Source organism: Micromonospora pallida, from assembly GCF_900090325.1.
GTDB lineage: Bacteria > Actinomycetota > Actinomycetes > Mycobacteriales > Micromonosporaceae > Micromonospora > Micromonospora pallida.
In genome coordinates this window covers 1,904,456-1,918,569 of the sequence record NZ_FMHW01000002.1, presented here as the reverse complement: position 1 = coordinate 1,918,569, position 14,114 = coordinate 1,904,456, and the positions used below count along the sequence as shown (strand labels likewise).

The window sequence follows — 14,114 nt, the reverse complement described above, 5'->3', positions numbered from 1 at the left end:
GTCAGCCGGCCACCCGGGTCACCGCGTCCCGGAGCGTGTCGTCCGTCGCCTCCGGCACGCACCGCAGGTCCAGCAGCAGCCGCCCCCGTACCACCCGACCCAGCACCGGCGGGTCACCCACCCGCAGCGGCTCCGCGAACCGCTCCGGCAGCGCCACCGCCCACGACGGCAGCTCCACCCCCGGCGCACCGCCCCCGCCGACCACCGACCCGCACTCCTCCACCTCGGCCGGGCACCCGTCGGCCACCAGCCGGTCCCGCAGCCGGCCCGCCCGCGCCCGCAGCCGCGCCGGGTCCGCCCGCAGCGCCTGCCGGGTCGGGGTCGCCGGGTCCCGCAGCGTCGCCGCCAGCGCCGCCAACGTCAGCTTGTCCACCCGCAACGCCCGCGCCAGCGGATGCCGCCGCAGCCGCTCCACCACCTCGGCCGAGCCCAGCAACAACCCCGCCTGCGGGCCGCCGAGCAGCTTGTCCCCGCTGGCCGTGACCAGCGCCGCCCCCGCCCGCAACGCGCTCGCCGCGTCCGGCTCCGCCGGCAGCACCGGATCCGGTGCCAACAACCCCGACCCGATGTCCACCACCACCGGCACCCCCAAGGGCGCCAGATCCGCCACCGGCACCGACGCGGTGAATCCCGACACCACAAAGTTCGACGGGTGCACCTTCAACACGAAACCCGTCTGCGGGCCCACCGCCGCCGCGTAGTCCGCCACCGACGTCCGGTTGGTGGTGCCCACCTCCCGCAGCCGCGCCCCCGTGCTCACCAGCAGATCCGGCAACCGGAACCCATCGCCAATCTCTACCAGCTCACCCCGGCTGACCACGATCTCCCGGCCGGCCGCCAACGCCGTGGCGGCCAGGACCAGCGCCGCCGCCCCGTTGTTCACCACGTGCACCGCGCCGGCCGCCGGCACCGCCGCCGCCAACGTCTCCAGCGCGTCCCGGCCCCGCCGCGCCCGCCGGCCCGTCCGCAGGTCCAGCTCCACGTCCGTGTGCCCGGCCGCGGCCACCACCGCTTCGACCGCCGGGGCACCCAGCGCCGCCCGGCCCAGGTTCGTGTGCAGCACCACCCCGGTCGCGTTCACCACCTGCCGTGGCAGCCCGGCCGGCAACGACGCCACCGCCGCCGCCGGCACCTCCGCCGGGTCGATCTCCCCGGCCCGGGCCCGCCGCTGCGCACCGACCACCGCCGCCTTGACCCGCTCCCGGCCCCACACGTCGACCGCCGCGGCCACCCGGGGATCCGCCAGCACCACATCCGTACGCGGCACCCGACGCCGCGGATCAACCGCCCCCACACCCACCACCCGACCCGTGAGAAGCTGGCGGAGACGGACGGGAATCGAACCCGCCTGACCCGGATCCCGGGCCACACCGGTTTTGAAGACCGGGAGGGGCACCAGCCACCTGAACGCCTCCACCCGGCACTAAACCACAACGCCCGGCCGACCACGCGGCCGAGGCTCCGGTCGTGCGCGGCGCCTATCCGTCGGCCGTCCGCCGGTCCAGCCGCTCCCGCTGCGGCACCACCGTGTACTTCGGGTCCCGGGCCGACGCCACCCCACCGTGGAAGATCCCGAACCGGGTCGCCACCGACCCCGCCAGCAACGCCGCCCCCGCCACCGCCGACACCACCCGACTCCGCCGGCCCACCAGCGCACCCACCGCCCCGGCCGCCGTCAACAACCGAGCCGCCCGCAGCAACCGGCCCGCCCGACCCACCCGGTACGGCTCGCTCAGCAGCCCCAGCCGCGTCTCCACCCGGTGCACGGCGGCCAACTCCACCGCCGCACCCGCCACCGCCAGCCGCCGCGCCGGCCCCGCCTGCCGCACCGGGGCGGCCAGCAGGCCCACCCCCGCGCCGCTGGCCAGCGCGCTGCCCGCGAAGACCACCGGCAGCTCCGGGTACGCCTCGTGCCACGACGGCACCGCCGTGTCCGCCAACAGCACCCCGGTGTACGTCGCCAACGCCGGTGCGGTCACCGCCGCGACCCATCCGGCGCCCCGCCCCACCGGCGGCAACACCCGACGCGCCAGCCCCGGCACACCCCGCTCCGGCAGCCACGGCGCGGCCTCCGCCACCGCCGCCACCCCGGCCGCCGGCCCGAACACCGTCAGGATCCACGTCCCCACCGACATCGGCGAGGTCAGCTTCGCCACCCGCAGCATGTGGTGGAACCGCGCCGGCCGACCCAGGTCGTGGACCAGGAAGACCGCGCTCGCCCCCACCGCGCCCAACGCGGCCAGCCGGCCCGCCCGCCGCAACGCCGGCCGACCCGTCACCTGGCCGCCCACCGCCAGCAACGACGACCCCGCCGCCAACCCACCGGTGAACAGGTACGCCGGAATGTCCCACTTCCATACCGGCGGCTTCACGATCGGCCGACCGTAGTACGAGGTGAACTCCACCGGCGGCACCGCCAGCTCCTCACCACCCCGCCGTCCCCGACGCCCCGCCCTCGACGCCCGGTCGCCTCCTGCCCCGGCGCCTGCCCGCGCGCCGCCAGCGCCCTCCGCAGTCGCCAGCCGCTTCCCGGCGGCATCCTCGCCAGCCGCCAACCGCTGCCCGTCGCCGGTGTCCGCAGCCGCCAACCGCTCCCGGAACCGCCGGAACAGTTCTCCGACCGGCCGCCCGTCCCCGGTCACGACCGGCCACCGGCGAACGCCGCCACCACCGCCGCCGCCATCGCCAACGCCGCCACCCCCGCCCGTCGCCACATCCGGGGCAGGTCCCGCGTCGTCACCACCGGGTCCGGCGGCAGACCGTACACCTCCGGCTCGTCCAGCAACAGGAAGAACGCACCGTCCCCGCCCACCCCGTCGTCCGGGTCGTGCCCGTACAACCGGGCCTCCGGCACTCCCCGCTCGTGCAGCACCGCCACCCGCTCCGCCGCCCGCTCCCGCAGCTCCGCCAACGGCCCGTACTGGATCGACTCCGTCGGACACGCTTGCGCACACGCCGGCGTCGAGCCCGCGCCGATCCGGTCGTAACACAACGTGCACTTCCACGCCCGGCCGTCACCCTGACGCTGATCGATCACCCCGTACGGACACGCCGGGACGCAGTACCCGCAGCCGTTGCAGATGTCCTCCTGCACCACCACCGTCCCGAACTCCGTCCGGAACAACGACCCGGTCGGGCACACGTCCAGACAGGCCGCGTGGGTGCAGTGCTTACACACGTCCGACATCATCAGCCAGCGCAGATCCGACCGCCCGCTCACGTCACCGGTCCGCCCCGGCGGCTGCGACCCGGGCATCCCCAGGAACTGCGGACCCGCCGCCGGTCCCGGCCCGACCCGGCGCGGCTGCTCCACGAACGCCACGTGCCGCCACGAGTTCGCCGTCAACGCCCCGGTGTTGTCGTACGACATGCCCAGCAGGTCCAGGCCCGACCCGGGCACCCCGTTCCACTCCTTGCAGGCCACCTCGCACGCCTTACACCCGATACACACGCTGGTGTCGGTGAAGAACCCCATCCGGGGCGGAGCGTCCGACCAACCCGCGTCCGGCGCCGGATCCAGCGGCCCGAAGAGGCTGTTGGCGTCCACGATCACTCTCCCTGTCCGGGACCGGACGAGGCATCGGGCGCGCCCTGTCGACCACCCGCGCCCGGCGTCAACCCCGCCCGCCGCTGGTACTCCGCCAGCAGGTCCCGCAGCGCCGTGCCCCTCGGCCGGCGGCCCGCCCGCACGTCACACGTACCGACCTTGCTCTCCTGGATCAGCACGTTCGGGTCCAACGTGATCCCGAACAGGTCGTTCGCCGAATCACCCGTCACCAGGCCCTCCGTGCCGAAGTGGTACGGCAACCACACCTGGTGCACCACCCGGTCCGCCACCCGCAACGGGATCAACCGATCCGTCACCAGCACCCGCGCCTCGATCACCGCCCGCCCCGAGACCAGGTGCGCCCACCCCAGGTGGGTCAGCTCCCGCTCGGCCGCCAACTCCGGCGACACCTCCACGAACATCTCCGGCTGCAACTCCGCCAACGGCCGCACCGTCCGGCTCATCCCACCCGCCGTGTGGTGCTCCGTCAACCGGCTGACCGTGAACACGTACGGGAACACCTCGGCGTGGGCCTGCGGCGGGGACGGGTTCACCGAGTTCACCGGGTGCTCGTACACCTTCCGCGTCGGGTTCGTCTGCTGCCCGTACAACGGGTTCCGCACCGGCGACTCCGCCGGCTCGTAGTGCGTCGGCAACGGCCCGTCCAGCACCCCCGTCGGCGCGTACAACCAGCCCTTGCCGTCACCCTGCATCACGAACGCGTCGTCGCCGGCCAGGCCCGCCAGCCCGGTCGCCCCCTCCGGCGGCCGGTACGACGGCGGCTTCGTCCGCTCGAAGTCCGGCACGTCGTAACCCGTCCACTCCCCGGCGTCGGCGTCCCACCAGACGTACTTCTTCCGCTCACTCCACGGCCGGCCGTCCGGATCCGCCGACGCCCGGTTGTAGAGCGTCCGCCGGTTCGCCGGCCACGCCCAACCCCACTCGGCCGCCACCCAGTCCTGCTCGTGTCGCGACCGCCGCCGCGCCGCCTGGTTCACCCCGTCGGCGAACACCCCGCTGTAGATCCAGCACCCGATCGCCGTCGACCCGTCGTCGGCCGCCTCCACGAACGACGACAACAACCGACCCGACCCCACCTCGAAGCCGTTGATCTCCCGCAGCACCGCCTCCGCGCTCGGCTCCGCGTCCGGACCGTGCGTCGGGTAGTCCCAGGTCAGATCCAGCAGCGCCCGGTCCCGGGGCAGCGTCGAGCCGGCCAGCTTCTCCCGTAGCCGCCGCCCCAGGTGATAGAAGAACCACAACTCCGACCGGCAGTCGCCCGGCGGGTCCACCGCCTTCTCCCGCCACTGCAACAACCGCTGCGTCTGGGTGAAGGTGCCCTCCTTCTCCACGTGTGAGGCGGCCGGCAGGAAGAACACCTCCGTCCGGCACTCCTCCGGCACGATCTCGCCGGTCTCCACCTCCGGAGAGTTCCGCCAGAACGTCGCACTCTCGATCATGAACAGGTCGCGGACCACCAGCCAGTCCAGGTTCGCCATGCCCAACCGCTGTGCGCGGCCGTGCGCCGAGCCCACCGCCGGGTTCTGACCCAACAGGAAGTAACCCTTCACCTTCCCGTCGATCATGTTCAACACCTGCTGGTACGTCCCGTGGTCCCCGGTCAGCCGGGGCAGGTACCCGTAACAGAAGTCGTTCTCCGGCGTCGCCGCGTCCCCCCAGTACGCCTTCAACAGACTCGCCGCGTACGCCCGCGCGTTACCCCAGAACCCCTTCTGCCGGGGATGCGCGATGCTGCCCACCCAGTCGTCGAACGTCACGTGCGCGTCGTACCGGGGCATCGGCAGGTAACCCGGCAGCAGGTTGAACAGCGTCGGGATGTCCGTCGACCCCTGGATGCTCGCGTGCCCCCGCAGCGCCAGGATCCCCCCACCGGGACGCCCCACGTTGCCCAGCAACAACTGGATGATCGCCCCGGTCCGGATGTACTGCACCCCCACGCTGTGCTGCGTCCACCCCACCGAATAGATCAGACAGCCGGTCCGCTCCCGACCCGAGTTCTCCGTCCACGCCCGGGCCAACTCGAGGAACTTCTCCTGCGGGATGCCGCAGACCCGCTCCACCATCTCCGGGGTGTACCGGGCGAAGTGCCGCTTGAGGATCTGGTACACGCAGCGCGGATGCCGCAACGTGTCGTCCCGTCGGACCTCGCCGGGCACCGGCGCGCCGTGCGACTCGTGCGCCAGGCCGGCCGCGCTGTCCCGATCCCGCGCGGTCAGGCCGCTGCCGGAGTCGCGCTCGTGCCCGGCGTACTGCCAGCTGTCCTCCACGTAGCTGTTGGTCTCCGGGTCGAACCCGGAGAAGAGCCCGTCGCCGTCCTCGGTGTCGACGAAGTCCTCGCTGACGATCGTCGCCGCGTTGGTGTACGCCAGCACGTACTCCCGGAAGTCCAACTCGTTCTCCAGGATGTACCGCACCACCCCACCAAGCAGGGCGATGTCGGTGCCCGCCCGGATCGGCAGGTACGTGTCGGCGACCGCGCTGGTCCGGGTGAACCGGGGATCGACGTGGAACACCTTGGCGCCGCGCCGCTTCGCCTCCATCACCCACTGGAAGCCCACCGGATGGGCCTCGGCCATGTTCGAGCCCTGGATGACGATGACGTCAGCGTTGGCGACGTTCTGTTGGAAGTCCGTCGCACCACCGCGACCGAAGCTGGTCCCCAGACCGGGGACGGTGGCGGAGTGTCAAATCCGCGCCTGGTTCTCGATCTGCAACGCGCCCAACGCGGTGAACAACTTCCGGATGAGGTAGTTCTCCTCGTTGTCCAGCGTCGCCCCGCCCAGACTGGAGATGCCCAGCGTCCGGTTCAGCGGACGCCCCTCGGCGTCGACGTCCTCCCAGGTGGCGTCCCGCGCGGCGAGGATCCGGTCAGCGATCATGTCCAGCGCGGTGTCGAGGTCCAGGTCCTCCCACTCGGTGGCGTACGGCCGCCGGTACCGGACCGTGGTCTGCCGCAGCGGGCTGGTCACCAGGGACTTGCTGGCCGAACCCTTCGGGCAGAGCCGCCCCCGGGAGATCGGGCTGTCCGGGTCCCCCTCGATCTGGGTGACCTGCCCGTCGGTGACGAAGACCCGCTGCCCGCAGCCCACCGCGCAGTACGGACACACCGACCGGGCGACCCGGTCGGCAGTCTCGGTGCGTGGGGTGAGCGCCCGCGACCGGGCGGACTGCGCCGCAGGTCCCCGGCCGAGCGGATCCGTGCCGGTGAGCTGCCGGTAGACCGGCCAACCCTCGAGGAAAGTCCGCAGTCCCACCGCCGGCACCTCCCTCCGCGCCTCTCCCCGTCGACCTTAGGCCAGCCCGCGGCTGTAGTGGTTGCAGGGGACCCTTCCTACCGCTTTTTGATGAGGAAGGGTCCCCTGCAACCACCACAGCCGGTCGCGACCCGAGTCGGTGGATCTTCTCCCGGTGGGTGACCACCCACTCCCTTGGGCATCCTAGGAAGATAGGCTTTATTGGGGCGCGGCCGGAGGACGGCCCGGCGTGCCCGCCTGGGGAGTTACCCTGACTGCATGCAGGGCCTTTCCCCCACCGCGGCCGGCGTGGCGTTCCTGGCCCGCCCGGGACGCCCGGCGGTGGTCGCGCGCACCCTCGCCGAGCTGACCGGCCCGCAGTACGGTCTGGTCGAACTGCCGATACGGCTGATGTGGAGCACCGAGCGCACCTTCGACCTCGGTGACCCGGACGACCTGCTCTGGATGTACGAGAACGTCCTGCGCGAGACCACCCGCTGCGAGGACCTCCGGCAACTGATCAACGGACGGACCCTGCGCCTGGTCTGGCGGCGGCTGAACCTCCCCCGGGGGGTACGGCAGGCGTGGGAGAGCCGGCACCGCTGTCTGCGTACCGCGTGAGCACCACCCACCTCAACGAGTTCTACCGCGAGGTCGCCCGGGTGGCCCTCGCCGCGGCCGGTCCGCACCGGTTCGTGCTCGGCGGCGGCGTCGCCTGGGCGGCCCACGGCCTGGTCACCCGCCCCACCGAGGACGTCGACCTGTTCGCCGACGTCGAGGGCGCGGCGGCCGCGGCGGCGGTGGAGGTACGGACCGCCCTGGAACGGGCCGGTTTCGAGGTCGCCGACGCCGACCCGGACAGTGAGCTGGCCGACCTGTTCGCCGGCTTCGACCAGGACCTGAAGGACTTCGTGGTGACCCGGGGCGACCGGCAGCTCCGGCTGACCCTGGCCCGCCTCGACAGGTACCGCAGCCCGGTGGTGATGGACCTGGGACCGGTGATGGACGTCCGCGACCTGGTGGCGAGCAAGACGGCGGCCCTGGTCAACCGCCGGGAGGTACGCGACTACATCGACGTGGCCGCCGCGCTGGACCACTACCCGGTGCCGGAACTGCTGGCGTTGGCCCGGCAGCTCGACCCGGCGTTGGACCCGGCGGACGTGGCCGCCGCCGGCCGCTACCTGGACCGACTGCCCGAGCGCCGGTTCGCCCGGTACGGTCTGGACGCCGAGCAGGTCCGCCGGCTGCGGGAACGGCTCGCCGGCTGGCCGCGCTGAGTTCGCCCAGCCACCCGACGGACGCCGGTCCGCCGGGTGGCGACTCCGGTGCCGGCCGGGCCACCGGTCGTCAGCTGATCGGCTTGCCGCCGGTGACGCCGAGCACCTCGCCGGTGATGAAGCTCGACTCCTGGGAGGCGAAGAAGACGTACGCCGGGGCCAGCTCGGCGGGCTGGCCGGCCCGGCCGAGCGGAGTGTCCTCGCCGAACGACTCGACCTTCTTCTCCGGCATGGTCGCCGGGATCAGCGGGGTCCACACCGGGCCGGGGGCCACCGCGTTCACCCGGATCCCCTGGTCGGCGAGGTCCTCGGCGAGCGCCTTGGTGAAGTTGGCGATACCCGCCTTGGTCGTCGCGTAGTCCAGCAGTTGGGGCGACGGCTGGTACGCCTGGATCGAGGACGTGTTGATGATCGCCCCGCCCTCCGGCAGGTGCGGGACGGCGGCCTTGCAGAGCCAGAACATCGCGTACAGGTTGGTCTTGAGCACCCGGTCGAACTGTTCGCTGCTGATCCCGGCGATGCCCTTGTCCTGGGCCATCTGGTAGGCGGCGTTGTTCACCAGGATGTCGAGCCCACCGAGGTCGCTCAGGGTCCGGTCAACCAACGACTGGCAGTTGCTCTCGTCGGCGATGTCACCCCGGACCGCGACGCCGCGACGCCCGGCCTCCTCGACCAGCCGGACGGTGTCCCGGGCGTCCGCGTCCTCCTCCTCGCCCAGGTAGGAGATCAGCACGTCGGCGCCCTCCCGAGCGAAGGCGATGGCGACCGCCCGGCCGATACCCGAGTCACCGCCGGTGATCAGCGCCCGCTTGCCCTCGAGCCGGCCACTGCCCCGGTACGACTCCTCACCGTGGTCGGGCCGGGGCCGCATTCCCCGCGTCGTGCCTGGCGGGGACTGCTGCTGTTGCGGCTGGTCCTGCGCATACTGCTGGGTCGGGTCCTGCTGGGTGTACTGGTCCTCGCTCACCACTTGTCTCCTCGTACGCGTCACCGGCGGGTCGTCCCTGCCGTACCCGACGGCGACGCGCGGAAACGAGACGGATGTCCCGATAGGACGGGCGCAAGCGGTACCCGGCGGTGGACCGGTGCTGGCTCAGCTCGGGTCAGCAGCTGGACGACCGACGGTGGGTGGTTCTCCGGCGAGCGCGCGGCTGGGATCGGGTCAGGGCGGCCAGGCTCTGCACCGGCTGGTCGAGGTCGGCCCGGGTGAGGACCGGACGCTCGAGCCGGGTCGACAGCCATCGGCGCTGGTAGTCGTTCAGGTCGTTGACGAACACGACGGCGTCGACGTCCCGGCTCGAACAGGTGGTGGCGATCTCCGCCAGCTTTCCCCGGCCGACGAGGAACCGCCGCGAGAGTGGGGCCGTCATCAACCGGACGCCGCCGTCGGAGACGCCTCTGCGTTGCGCGAACCGCTCCAGGACCTGCCCGCCCAGCGCCGTCACCCGCGCCTCCACGGCCTCGAGGTGAGCCTGGTAGTCACGGTCCTTGGCGGAGAACAAACCCACCAGGACCACAGTGCGGACGGCGGTCACGTGCACAGCGTCCCAGCCGGGCGACCGCACGCCCACCGGAATTCGGCGTGCTACCCGACACGCACCGGTGACCGGGCCGCCGGGAGCCGGTCCAGCAGGGCCAGCGCGGCCCGCACCGGGGCCCGGTTCAGCGTCTCGTCGAAGCTGGTCCGGCCCTGGCAGAAGCGGACGAACATCCGCCAGCCCGGCGGGGTGGCCAGCAGGGCGTGGAACACCTCGGGACGGCGGGAGAAGACGTCCAGCAGCCGGTGCCCAGCGCGCATCGACGGCACCAGCTCGGCGTGCACGGCGCGGGCGTACCCGTCGAGGTCACCGGCGGCCACCGCCGCGCCGGCCAGGGCACCGGAGCGCAGCGCGTAGCTGATTCCCTCCCGGCTCCACGGTTCGAGCAGGCCGGCGGCGTCCCCGGCGACCAGCACGCGGCCCCGGCACAGCGGCGAGTCGTCGGCACGGCAGCGGGTGAGGTGTCCGGAGTCGTGCGCCGGCTCCAGGCCGGTCAACCCCAGCCGGTCGACGAAGGCCCGCAGGTAGGCGCGGGTCCGCTCCCCCTCACCCCGCGCGGCGATCACGCCGACGGTGAGCCGGTCGCCCTTCGGGAAGACCCAGGCGTACGAGCCGGGAATCGGTCCCCAGTCCAGCAGCACCCGTCCCCGCCAGCGCGCCTGCTCGTCTTCCGGCACTGGCAGTTCCAGTTCCAACCCCAGGTCGACCTGCTGGTGGCGGACGCCGACGTGGCGGGCGGTGACGCCGGAGGAGCCGTCGGCCCCGACGACGACCCGGGCGGTGACGGTGTCCCCGTCGGCCAGGCGGATGCGCACCTGGTCGGCGTCCTGCTCCACGGCCCGGACCGGGGCACGCTCGCGCAGTTCGGCGCCGGCCCCGACGGCGGCGTCCCGCAGTCGCCGGTCGAACTCCTCCCGGCGGACCATCGTCACCAGCGGCGCGGCGTGCCGGCGGGTGAACTCCCGACGGCCGTCGCGGGTGAAGGTGATCCGGTCGACACGGTCGTCGGCGGGCACCTCGATCCGCCCGGCGACGGCGGCAAGCGAGGTGCCGATCAGTCCCCCGCCGCAGGTCTTGTAGCGGGGGTGGGCGGCCCGCTCCAGCACGAGGGTCCGGGCACCGGCCCGGGCGGCGGCGTACGCGGCGGAGAGACCGGCCGGGCCGGCCCCGATGACAGCACAGTCCCAGACCCTCACGTCAGGCAGCCTAGGCCACTCCTGCCCCACTGGACGCGGCGGAGCGTCCGGCCGGGCGGGCATCATTGCCGCCACCGAGGGTAAGCGGCCCTGCGCACACCCGCGCACGGAGACGGCCGTCGAAGGAGGACGTCATGCAGCAGGTTCCGCTCTCGGAGTTGGAGGAACGGGTCTACGAGGCGGTCTACGCGCTGGAGGCGCGCGGGCAGGTGCCGTACCCGGGGGTGATCGCCGAGGAGTCCGGGCTGACCGAGGAGGAGATCGCCGCGCCCCTGCGGATGCTGTCGGAGAAGAACCTGCTGCACCGGGAGGACTCCCCGATGGCCGGGCTGGACTTCGGTCCGCGCTGGTGCGCCCGGCAGATGGCGTGACCGGTCGGGTGGTGCCGGTTGTTGGTGCTGCCGGCCTGCCGGAGCCGGCCGTTTGCCGGCTGCGGTGCCGGGTAGCGGTCCGAGGTGCATGATCCGACGGCATCCGGCGTGAGCCGGTCCGGGACGGCGGAACGCGGCAGCGACCGGCGTCGCTGGCAGGCCCTCGCCGTCGGGCTGGTCGCGGCCTTCATGACCCTGCTCGACGTCAGCATCGTCAACGTCGCCGTACCGTCGATCGACCGGGCGCTCGGGGCGAGCCCCGCTGACCTCCAGTGGGTCCTCTCCGGGTACGCGCTGACCTTCGGGCTGGTCCTGGTGCCCGCCGGCCGGCTGGGGGACGCCCGGGGTCGGCGCACCGCGTTCGTCGTCGGGATCGCCCTGTTCACGCTGACCAGCGCCCTGGCCGGGCTCGCCGCCTCACCCACCTGGCTGATCGCCGCCCGGCTCCTCCAGGGCGCTGCCGCCGGTCTGGTCAACCCTCAGGTCACCGGGCTGATCCAGGAGCTGTTCCACGGTCCCGAGCGGGGGCGGCCGTTCGGTCTGCTCGGCGCGACGATCGGGATCTCCACCGCGATCGGTCCGCTGCTGGGCGGGCTGCTCATCGCGATCGGGGGCGAGGAGCACGGCTGGCGGTGGGTCTTCTTCGTCAACGTGCCGGTCGGTGTCGCCGCAGTGGTGCTGGGGTGGCGGTTGCTGCCCGCTCCGGCACGTCGGAAACGCGCCGGACCCCGACGGCTGGACCCGGTGGGCGTGCTGCTGCTCGGCGTCGGAGTCGTCCTGGTGCTGCTGCCGCTGGTGCAGCGGGAACAGTGGCACGGCGCGGGTCGCTGGCTGCTCGTGGCCGCCGGGCTGGGGACGCTGACCGCGTTCGGCTTCTGGGAGCACTGGTACGCCCGGCGCGGCGAGCCCCTTTTCGACCTGGGATTGTTCCGACGGCGGTCGTACCTGCTCGGGTCGGTGATCGCGCTGGTCTACTTCGGCGGATTCACCGCGTTGTTCTTCGTCTTCACGCTCTTCCTGCAGAACGGGCTGGGCTACTCCGCGCTGCTGGCCGGTCTGGCCATCACCCCGTTCGCGTTGGGATCGGCCGCCGCGTCCGCGTTCGGCGGCCGGGTGGTCAACCGGTACGGACGGCCGCTGGTCGCCGTCGGCCTGGTCACCGTCGTCGTGGGGCTGGGCACGGTGGTGCTCGTCCTCCGGTTGACTCCGGATGCGCCGGTGCCCCTGGTGATGGCCCTGCCGCTGCTCGTCGCCGGCCTGGGCAGTGGGTTGGTGATCACGCCGAATCAGACCCTCACCCTCGCCGAGGTGCCGGTACCACAGGCGGGCAGCGCGGCCGGCATGCTCCAGACCGGGCAGCGGCTCGGCTCGGCGGCCGGCATCGCCGCGGTCGGTTCCGTCTTCTTCTCAGCGTTGTCGAGCAGCCGTGGGCAGTGGTCGCTGGCGTTCCGGGACGCGCTGCTGCTCGCGATCGGCGTCATCGCCCTGGCCCTCGTCGCGGCCCTGTTCGACATCCGCCGACGCCCCTGACCCCGCACCGACCTGGGTACGCGTGTGGGCCGGCACCCCGGGGTTCGGGGTGCCGGCCCATCAGCGTTGTTGCCGTGTGTCAGCTGTTCCAGTGCTGGGCGACGAGGTCAGCGGCCTGGGTTTCCCACTGGGCGTAGTGGTCCGGGTACGCCGACACCTGCACCGTCTGGGCGGCCTGGGTGAGCGGCATGTCCTCCCAGCCGTCCACACCCTTCAGGCCGTTGAGGAACGCGGTGGTCGAGTATTCGGGGTCGGTGATCTGCTCCACCGTGCCCCACCCACTCGAGGGACGCTGCTGGAACAGGCCCTGCGAGTCGTGGTCGTTGCGGTCACCCAGGTGGCCCAGGTTCTCCAGCTTCGACTCCTGCAGGCTCGTGGCGATGGCCACCACGGCGGCCCGCTCGTTCATGCCGGTCTTCTTCGTGGCCTTGATGATCGCCTTCGCGTTGTCGGTCTGCTCGGTGTTGAGCGGGATCCGCGACTGCGCGCCCTGCACACCATGCGGGATCAGCTTGCTGGTGTCCGGCTTGTCGGCCTGCACCACAGCGGCGGCCGGGGTGGCGGCGTGGGCGGCAGTGGTGTCGAGGACGGTGCCGACCGGACCGCCGATGACACCACCGGCGAAGGCCAGACCAGCAACACCGAGAACAGTCTTACGCAGCAGCTTCGTAGCCATGAGGGTTACTCCATTCGGGGGTCGGCACACCCCGCCAGGGGGCAGGGGGTGTGCGAGCACCGTCCGGCGCCCAAAAGAAAAGAGGGGAAAGATCAAAGGGGGGGTGCGGCGGGGAGCGGGGCTCACCACGCCGGGTCCAGATGTAACGACCGCCAGCCCGCCGGCATTCCACCCGACCACCACCCGAGGGGGTGGGGGGTGCGGGGCCTGCTACCTCGGTCGTCCGGAGGATGTAACGACCCCCGGCCCGCCGGCATTCCACCCGACCACCCGGGGCGGGGGCGGGCTTGCCGGGCCTACCAGTCGGCGTCGGCGTCGGCGTCGGTCGTCGGCGAATGCCATGATCAACCCGGCATACGGCATGTGGGGGCTTCCGGACGATCGGACACCCCAACATGCCGCAAAACCCGAGTCGGTCAGCAAGCCGAGACGGCCGCGCTCGCTTGCCTCCTCGGCCGTCCGGAGGGTGTAACGACCCCCGCCCGGCCGGCATTCCGGGGTTGCGCAGCCCCGTCGGGCAGCTCCCCCGGGTCTGAGCGACTCCATCACGCCGCAACGGCGGCCTACGGCGTCTCCATTACGCCGAAACAGCGGTCTCGGGCGTCCTGGACAGCGCCACATCGCCGAAACGATGGCGGACACCGGCGATCCGGAGCCGCCGGGGCGGACCCGGACACGCGATGCCAGACAGCCTCCCCGGGACCTGACCGACGCCATATCGCCCA

Annotated in this window: 11 protein-coding genes, 1 tRNA gene and 1 pseudogene; 4 read left to right on the top strand and 9 right to left on the bottom strand. The window is 72.7% G+C overall.

Going from position 1 to position 14,114, the window contains the following annotated elements:
• Position 1: 1 nt before the first annotated feature.
• The 5 genes and pseudogenes from selA to fdh form a co-directional block, all read right to left on the bottom strand.
• On the bottom strand, positions 2-1,294 hold the full coding sequence (gene selA, locus GA0074692_RS08325) for an L-seryl-tRNA(Sec) selenium transferase (protein WP_091641283.1): 1,293 nt from the start codon (positions 1,292-1,294) through the stop codon (positions 2-4).
• A 25-nt stretch (positions 1,295-1,319) separates the two neighbouring features.
• Positions 1,320-1,415: transfer RNA gene (locus GA0074692_RS08320), tRNA-Sec, on the bottom strand.
• Positions 1,416-1,478: 63 nt separating this feature from the next.
• Positions 1,479-2,420, bottom strand: coding sequence for an NrfD/PsrC family molybdoenzyme membrane anchor subunit (nrfD, locus tag GA0074692_RS08315; RefSeq protein ID WP_425413381.1), 942 nt, complete (start codon positions 2,418-2,420; stop codon positions 1,479-1,481).
• 218 nt (positions 2,421-2,638) lie between these two features.
• Positions 2,639-3,550, bottom strand: coding sequence for a 4Fe-4S dicluster domain-containing protein (locus GA0074692_RS08310; protein ID WP_218106757.1), 912 nt, complete (start codon positions 3,548-3,550; stop codon positions 2,639-2,641).
• A gap of 17 nt (positions 3,551-3,567) precedes the next feature.
• Positions 3,568-6,822: pseudogene (gene fdh, locus GA0074692_RS08305) on the bottom strand (formate dehydrogenase); the annotation flags it as partial.
• 258 nt (positions 6,823-7,080) lie between these two features.
• Between fdh and GA0074692_RS08295 the strand changes: the two are divergent.
• Positions 7,081-7,422 (top strand): hypothetical protein, encoded by a 342-nt coding sequence (locus tag GA0074692_RS08295; RefSeq protein ID WP_091641274.1) that lies wholly within the window; start codon positions 7,081-7,083, stop codon positions 7,420-7,422.
• Positions 7,419-8,078 carry a nucleotidyl transferase AbiEii/AbiGii toxin family protein gene (locus GA0074692_RS08290; protein ID WP_245730233.1) on the top strand — a complete coding sequence of 220 codons (660 nt, stop codon included), beginning with the start codon at positions 7,419-7,421 and terminating at the stop codon, positions 8,076-8,078. Before GA0074692_RS08295 ends, GA0074692_RS08290 begins: the two co-directional genes overlap by 4 nt.
• Positions 8,079-8,148: 70 nt before the next feature.
• On the opposite strand, the gene GA0074692_RS08285 is transcribed toward GA0074692_RS08290, so the two are convergent.
• The 3 genes from GA0074692_RS08285 to GA0074692_RS08275 all read right to left on the bottom strand — a co-directional run bounded on the left by GA0074692_RS08285 (position 8,149) and on the right by GA0074692_RS08275 (position 10,812).
• Positions 8,149-9,045, bottom strand: a complete 897-nt coding sequence (locus GA0074692_RS08285) for an SDR family oxidoreductase (protein WP_091652952.1) — start codon at positions 9,043-9,045, stop codon at positions 8,149-8,151.
• 136 nt (positions 9,046-9,181) lie between these two features.
• Positions 9,182-9,613 carry an HflX-like GTP-binding protein gene (locus GA0074692_RS08280; protein WP_141725198.1) on the bottom strand — a complete coding sequence of 144 codons (432 nt, stop codon included), beginning with the start codon at positions 9,611-9,613 and terminating at the stop codon, positions 9,182-9,184.
• 50 nt (positions 9,614-9,663) lie between these two features.
• Positions 9,664-10,812 (bottom strand): geranylgeranyl reductase family protein, encoded by a 1,149-nt coding sequence (locus GA0074692_RS08275; protein ID WP_091641261.1) that lies wholly within the window; start codon positions 10,810-10,812, stop codon positions 9,664-9,666.
• Positions 10,813-10,946: 134 nt separating this feature from the next.
• On the opposite strand from GA0074692_RS08275, the gene GA0074692_RS08270 reads away from it, so the two are divergent.
• Both GA0074692_RS08270 and GA0074692_RS08265 read left to right on the top strand, forming a co-directional pair.
• The gene (locus GA0074692_RS08270) at positions 10,947-11,183 is read left to right on the top strand and encodes a hypothetical protein (protein ID WP_091641251.1); all 237 of its coding nucleotides are present in this window, start codon (positions 10,947-10,949) and stop codon (positions 11,181-11,183) included.
• Positions 11,184-11,291: 108 nt separating this feature from the next.
• Positions 11,292-12,713, top strand: a complete 1,422-nt coding sequence (locus GA0074692_RS08265; RefSeq protein WP_245730232.1) for an MFS transporter — start codon at positions 11,292-11,294, stop codon at positions 12,711-12,713.
• A gap of 79 nt (positions 12,714-12,792) precedes the next feature.
• Here the strand turns inward: GA0074692_RS08265 and GA0074692_RS08260 are convergent, their stop codons facing one another.
• Positions 12,793-13,389, bottom strand: coding sequence for a hypothetical protein (locus GA0074692_RS08260; protein WP_091641037.1), 597 nt, complete (start codon positions 13,387-13,389; stop codon positions 12,793-12,795).
• Between the last annotated feature and the right edge of the window lie 725 nt (positions 13,390-14,114).